This is a genomic window from Methylobacterium sp. WL8, from assembly GCF_008040045.1.
Lineage (GTDB): Bacteria > Pseudomonadota > Alphaproteobacteria > Rhizobiales > Beijerinckiaceae > Methylobacterium > Methylobacterium cerastii.
Genome location: NZ_VRVF01000141.1, coordinates 1 through 5182, shown reverse-complemented (window position 1 = coordinate 5182; position 5182 = coordinate 1). Strand labels below are relative to the sequence as shown.

Genomic DNA, 5182 nt, shown 5'->3' with positions numbered 1-5182 from the left:
GCCCAACCCCGCCCGGCCGACCCGTCCCCAAGCTGCTCGCCCCCAAGCTGTTCGCCGCAAAGCTGCCCGGTGGAGGAGATCGCGCGCGCCTACCTCCTCACCAGCGCCGGCGACGCGGACCTGGCGCTCCGCTGCGTCATCGCCGACGCGCTCTCCGACCTGCTCGAATCCGACCGCCGCGCGCGCGAGCGCAGCCGCCTGATCTCGCGGGGTTACGTGCGGGGGCGGGACGGGTAGGGGGCTGCGCCAGACAGCCCAAACCCCGTCATTCCAGTGCGCCGAAGGCGAGCCCGGAATCCAGACGCGCCGCGCGGGCTCGAAGGGCCGGGACGCTTCACCTCGGAGCCCGCGGCGGCTCTGGATTCCGGGCTCTGCTGCGCAGCCCCGGAATGACGGAGCGGTTTTTGAGGACGCTGTGTTCGGATGCCCTGGACGGGCCATGACGCTCAGTCGAACAGGCTCGACACGCTGGCTTCCGTCGCCGTCCGGCCGATGGCCTCGCCCAAGAGCGGGGCGATGGTCGCCACGCGGATGTTGCGGGCGAGCTTGACGGCCTGGGTCGGCTGGATCGAGTCGGTGATCACCAGCTCCTTCATCCGCGAGGCGGCGATGCGCGAGACCGCGCCGCCCGAGAGCACCCCGTGGGTGATGTAGGCCGAGACCTCCTTGGCGCCGGCGTTGAGCAGGGCCTCGGCCGCGTTGACCAGGGTGCCGCCGGAATCGACGATGTCGTCGACGAGGATGCAGGAGCGGCCTTCCACGTCGCCGATGATGTTCATCACCTCGGATTCGCCGGCGCGCTCGCGGCGCTTGTCGACGATGGCCAGCGACGCGTCGATGCGCTTGGCGACCGCGCGCGCCCGGACCACGCCGCCGACGTCGGGCGAGACCACCATGCGGTCGGTGGAGGTCAGCCGCTCCTTGATGTCGCGCACCATCACGGGCGCGGCGAACAGGTTGTCGGTGGGGATGTCGAAGAAGCCCTGGATCTGGCCGGCATGGAGGTCCAGCGTCAGCACGCGGTCGGCGCCGGCCTCGGTGATGAGGTTGCAGACGAGCTTGGCCGAGATCGGGGTGCGGCCCGAGGTGCGCCGGTCCTGCCGGGCGTAGCCGAAATACGGGATCACCGCCGTGATGCGCCGCGCCGAGGACCGACGCGCGGCGTCGATCATGATCAGCAGCTCCATCAGGTGGTCGTTGGCCGGATACGAGGTCGACTGGACGATGAACACGTCCTCGCCGCGCACGTTCTCCTGGATCTCGACGAAGATCTCCATGTCGGCGAAGCGCCGGACCATGCACTTGGCGAGCGGCAGTTCGAGGTAGCCGGCGATGTCCTCCGCCAAGGGCCGGCTGGCATTGCCGGCGATGATCTTGATCGAAGACTTCATGCCTGCGGGCTCAACATCTGGGGTCTCGGGCCGAGACACGTCCTGAAGACTGGAACGGCCGGCCGATCGACAGGCCCGCCGGCATCCGCGTCGGTCGGGCTCTTACCAGTGCGGTCGAACCGTCACAATGGCCGGGCCCGCCCGCTGCACAGCCCCCTGCACGGCCCCCTGCACAGCCGGGCGCCTACGGCTCGAGCAGGCGGTGGAGGTGGACGACGAAGTAGCGGGTCTGCGCGCTGTCGACCGTGGCCTGGGCCTTGGCGCGCCACGCGACCTTGGCCGAGGCGTAGTCGGGGAAGATGCCGACGATGTCGAGGCCGGCCAGATCCTTGAACCGGAGCCCGTCGATGTCCTCCAGCTCGCCGCCGAAGACGAGGTGCAGCAGCTGGTCGCTGGCGGTCGTGGTGGTCACGGGTCTCTCCTGGTCGCGGCACGCCGCCCCACAGGCAGGACGCGTGCCGCAGGACGCGGCATCGCCAACCCCGCGGCCGCCGTCAAGCCCGCGCGGCCCCGGCCCTCAATGCAGCGCGGTCGGCGGCACGGCCGCGCGCTCGGCCCGGGCGATCTCGCGGCCGATCTGAAGCAGCAGGCGCTCGGTCATCCCGCGAAGCGCTTCGGATCCGCTCTCGCCGACAACCCCGTGCAACGCGATGCAGAGGTCGGCGGCACGCACCAGCGGCGCCTCCGGCTCGCCGATCGACGGGGTCGCGACGGAGCCGGCGTCCATGGTCCGGACCTCGGTGATGTCGATCAGGATGCCGGTGCTGCGCACGGGGCGCCCGCGAGGATCGTGGAAGATCCGGCCGCGGCACAGGAGCCAGCGCGTCTGCCCGGAGAGCATCCCGGCCCGGTACTCCGCCAGCATCAGGCCGCCGGCCTGCATGGCGCGCTCCACCTCCTGCGTCATCCAGGGGACGTCGTCGGGATGGATGCCGGCCACGGCGTCGGCGAACTCGAGGTCGCGGCCGGCCAGCGCGGCGTCCCCCGCCAGCAGCTCGGCGGCGCCGGGATCGTAGCGCACGCGCTGCGAGACCGGGTTCCAGTCCCAGGTGCCGACGACGCCCGACGCCTGGAGGGCGGCGTGCAGGTCCCCCACCGCCTGCCCTCGATCGTCGATGCCGTCGAACTTCATCGGCCTACCAGTATGCTTCCCGCTCTTCAGAAACCTTGAGCAACAATTTGTATACGAGTCCAACTCAATCGATACAACCGATCGCGCAAGTCTTGCGGTTCGGATCGGTCTACCGCCGTGCTACGACCCGCCGGCCGTAGAACCCGCGGACGGTCCATGTCTCAGCACGACGACCTCGCCTGGAGAGCGGAGGCGGCCTGCCTGGTCGCATGCCCGGCGTCACGTCAACACCTTCTGGACGGGTGGCTGCTGCGCGCCTCGGGCGGGCCGACCCGGCGGACGAACTCGCTCAACCCGACCCCCGGACCGCGCGGCCCGGCCGACGCGGCGATCGCGGTCTGCGAGCGTGCGTACGCGGCGCTCGGCCAGCCGGCGATCGTCCGCGTGGTGAGCCTCGCCCCGGAGCTCGACGAACCCCTGGCGGCGCGCGGCTACGGCGCGGAGGGCCACGCGTCGACCCTGTTCGCCGCCCTCGACGGGATGCCGGACGGGCTCGACTCAGGCGTGCGGCTGATGCCGGCGCCCGATGGCGACTGGCTCGCGCTGCGCAGCCGGCTTGCCGGCGCCGACGCGCAGGCCGCCGCGATCTACGCCGCGATGACGGGAGACTTGCGCGGTCCCCGCGCCTTCGCCGCCCTGGACCTTGCGGGGGAGACCGCTTCGATGGGCTACACCGTCCTCGATGGGCCGCTCGCGGTGATCGAATCCGTGGCGACGCCCCCGCAGCTGCGCGGGCGCGGCCATGCCCGCCGCACGGTCGGCGCGCTGATGCGCTGGGCCCGCGCCAACGGGGCCGTCGGCGCCTGCCTCCAGGTGGTGGCCGAGAACGCGGCCGCCCTGTCGCTCTACCGCGGCCTCGGGTTCCGCACCGAGTTGCTGCGCTACCACTACCGCCGCCAGGGTTGAGCCGGCGGCCTCGAGGGTCGCCGGACCGGGCTCAAGCCTCGAACAGCGAGCCCTGCGCGGCGGCGGGCGCGGGCGGAGGCTCGGCCTCGGCTGCGGCCTTCGCCCGGCGCGGCGCACGCTTCTTCGCCGGGGCGGCGCCTTGCTTCGCCGGGGCGGGGCCTCGCTTCGCCGAGGGAGCACCCTCGGGCGCAGGAGCGCCCGCATCCACCTCGGTGCGGGCGGACACGAACCCGTCGGCGAATTCGAGGCTCAGGGGCGAGCCGGCCGGCAACCCGCGGCCGGAGCGGAGCGCAGCGCCTGCGCCGTCGCGGACCAGCACGTAGCCGCGGGCGAGCACGGCGCGATAGCCGAGGCTGCCGAGGAGGTCGCCGGCCCGGTCGAGCCGGGCGCGGCGGCGCTCGATCAGCCCGGCCGCCGCGTGGATCATCCGCCCATGCGAGGCCGCCAGCCGCTCGCGCGCGCGCGCCGCCTCGGTCTCGGCCCGGCGCAGGGTCGTCGTCCGGGCGACGACGAGGCGGTGGCCGAGGGCCGCCAGCGCGTCGCCCTTGCGGCTTGCGTGGTTGGCGAGCGCCTGGCGCGGCCGGTGGTCGATCGCCGAAAGCCGCGCCCGCGCGCGTTCCAAGACCAGTTCCGGCGGGTGCCGCGCGAGCCGGTCGAGCACGCGCGCGAACCGCTCGCGGAAGGCGCGCGCGTTGCCCGCCAGCGCCGGGGCGAGCCGGGCCTCGGCGAGGTCGAGGCGCTGGCGCTTGCCCGCGAGGAACGCGTCGGCATCGGGCATCGCCCGCAGGGCCGAGCGGAAATCCGCAGCCAGCCGGTCGAGCTTGCGCTCCACCGCCCCGCGGCGGCGGCGGGTCAAGTCGTCCAGCGCCAGCGCGAGGTCGGCCCGCACCGGCACGGCCATCTCGGCGGCGCCCGTCGGCGTCGGCGCGCGCCGGTCGGAGACGAAGTCGATCAGCGTGGTGTCGGTCTCGTGCCCGACCGCCGAGATCAGCGGGATCCGGCTCTCGAAGGCGGCGCGCACCACCGCCTCCTCGTTGAACGCCCACAGGTCCTCGATCGAGCCGCCGCCGCGGGCGACGATCAGCACGTCCGGCTTACGGATCGGGCCGCCGGGGGGAAGCGCGTTGAAGCCGCGGATCGCGGCGGCGATCTCGTCGGCCGCCCCGTCGCCCTGCACGCGCACCGGCCAGACCAGGACGGGCCGCGGGAACCGGTCCTCGAGCCGGTGCAGGATGTCGCGGATCACCGCGCCGGTGGGGGAGGTCACCACCCCGACGACCTGCGGCAGGAACGGGATCGCCCGCTTGTGCTCGGCCGCGAACAGGCCCTCGGCCGCGAGGACGCGCTTGCGCTCCTCCAGCAGCGCCATCCAGGCGCCGACGCCGGCCGGCTCCAGGCTCTCGATGACGATCTGGTACGAGGACTTGCCGGGGAAGGTCGTGATCTTGCCCGTGGCGACGACCTCCAGCCCCTCCTGCGGCTTCTGCCGCAGGCGGTTGAACGTGCCCTTCCAGACTACGGCGTCGATGCGGGCGTTGCCGTCCTTGAGCGAGAAGTAGGCGTGGCCCGAGCCGTGCTGCCCGCGGAACCCCGAGATCTCGCCGCGCAGCCGCACGTGCCCGAACGCGTCCTCCAGCGTGCGCTTCAACGCCGAGGCGAGGTCGCCCACCGACCATTCCGGCTGGTTGGCGACGAGCACCGCCGAGGACGGCACGTCGGCGGCCGGCGACGACCTGCGGGGGGCGGGGGGCGG

The 5182-nt window shown here is 73.3% G+C and carries 6 protein-coding genes; 2 read left to right on the top strand and 4 right to left on the bottom strand.

From position 1 onward, the window contains the following. Positions 1 to 237: hypothetical protein (locus FV234_RS26410; RefSeq protein WP_210250983.1), on the top strand; the 237-nt coding region annotated here is incomplete at its 5' end. Positions 238 to 446: 209 nt separating this feature from the next. On the opposite strand, the gene FV234_RS25140 is transcribed toward FV234_RS26410, so the two are convergent. The 3 genes from FV234_RS25140 to FV234_RS25130 form a co-directional block, all read right to left on the bottom strand. After that, on the bottom strand, positions 447 to 1391 hold the full coding sequence (locus tag FV234_RS25140; protein ID WP_147754674.1) for a ribose-phosphate pyrophosphokinase: 945 nt from the start codon (positions 1389 to 1391) through the stop codon (positions 447 to 449). Between the two features lie 184 nt (positions 1392 to 1575). Next, the gene (locus FV234_RS25135; RefSeq protein WP_147815645.1) at positions 1576 to 1803 is read right to left on the bottom strand and encodes a DUF4170 domain-containing protein; all 228 of its coding nucleotides are present in this window, start codon (positions 1801 to 1803) and stop codon (positions 1576 to 1578) included. 105 nt (positions 1804 to 1908) lie between these two features. Continuing rightward, positions 1909 to 2523, bottom strand: coding sequence for a PAS domain-containing protein (locus FV234_RS25130; RefSeq protein ID WP_147832354.1), 615 nt, complete (start codon positions 2521 to 2523; stop codon positions 1909 to 1911). A gap of 156 nt (positions 2524 to 2679) precedes the next feature. Here FV234_RS25130 and FV234_RS25125 point away from each other — a divergent pair, with 156 nt between their 5' ends. Continuing rightward, a complete protein-coding gene (locus FV234_RS25125; protein ID WP_147832353.1) occupies positions 2680 to 3429 on the top strand; it encodes a GNAT family N-acetyltransferase in 750 nt (249 codons plus the stop codon). 31 nt (positions 3430 to 3460) lie between these two features. Here FV234_RS25125 and xseA read toward each other — a convergent pair whose 3' ends face one another. Continuing rightward, positions 3461 to 5143 (bottom strand): exodeoxyribonuclease VII large subunit, encoded by a 1683-nt coding sequence (gene xseA, locus FV234_RS25120; RefSeq protein ID WP_147832355.1) that lies wholly within the window; start codon positions 5141 to 5143, stop codon positions 3461 to 3463. Positions 5144 to 5182 lie beyond the last annotated feature (39 nt).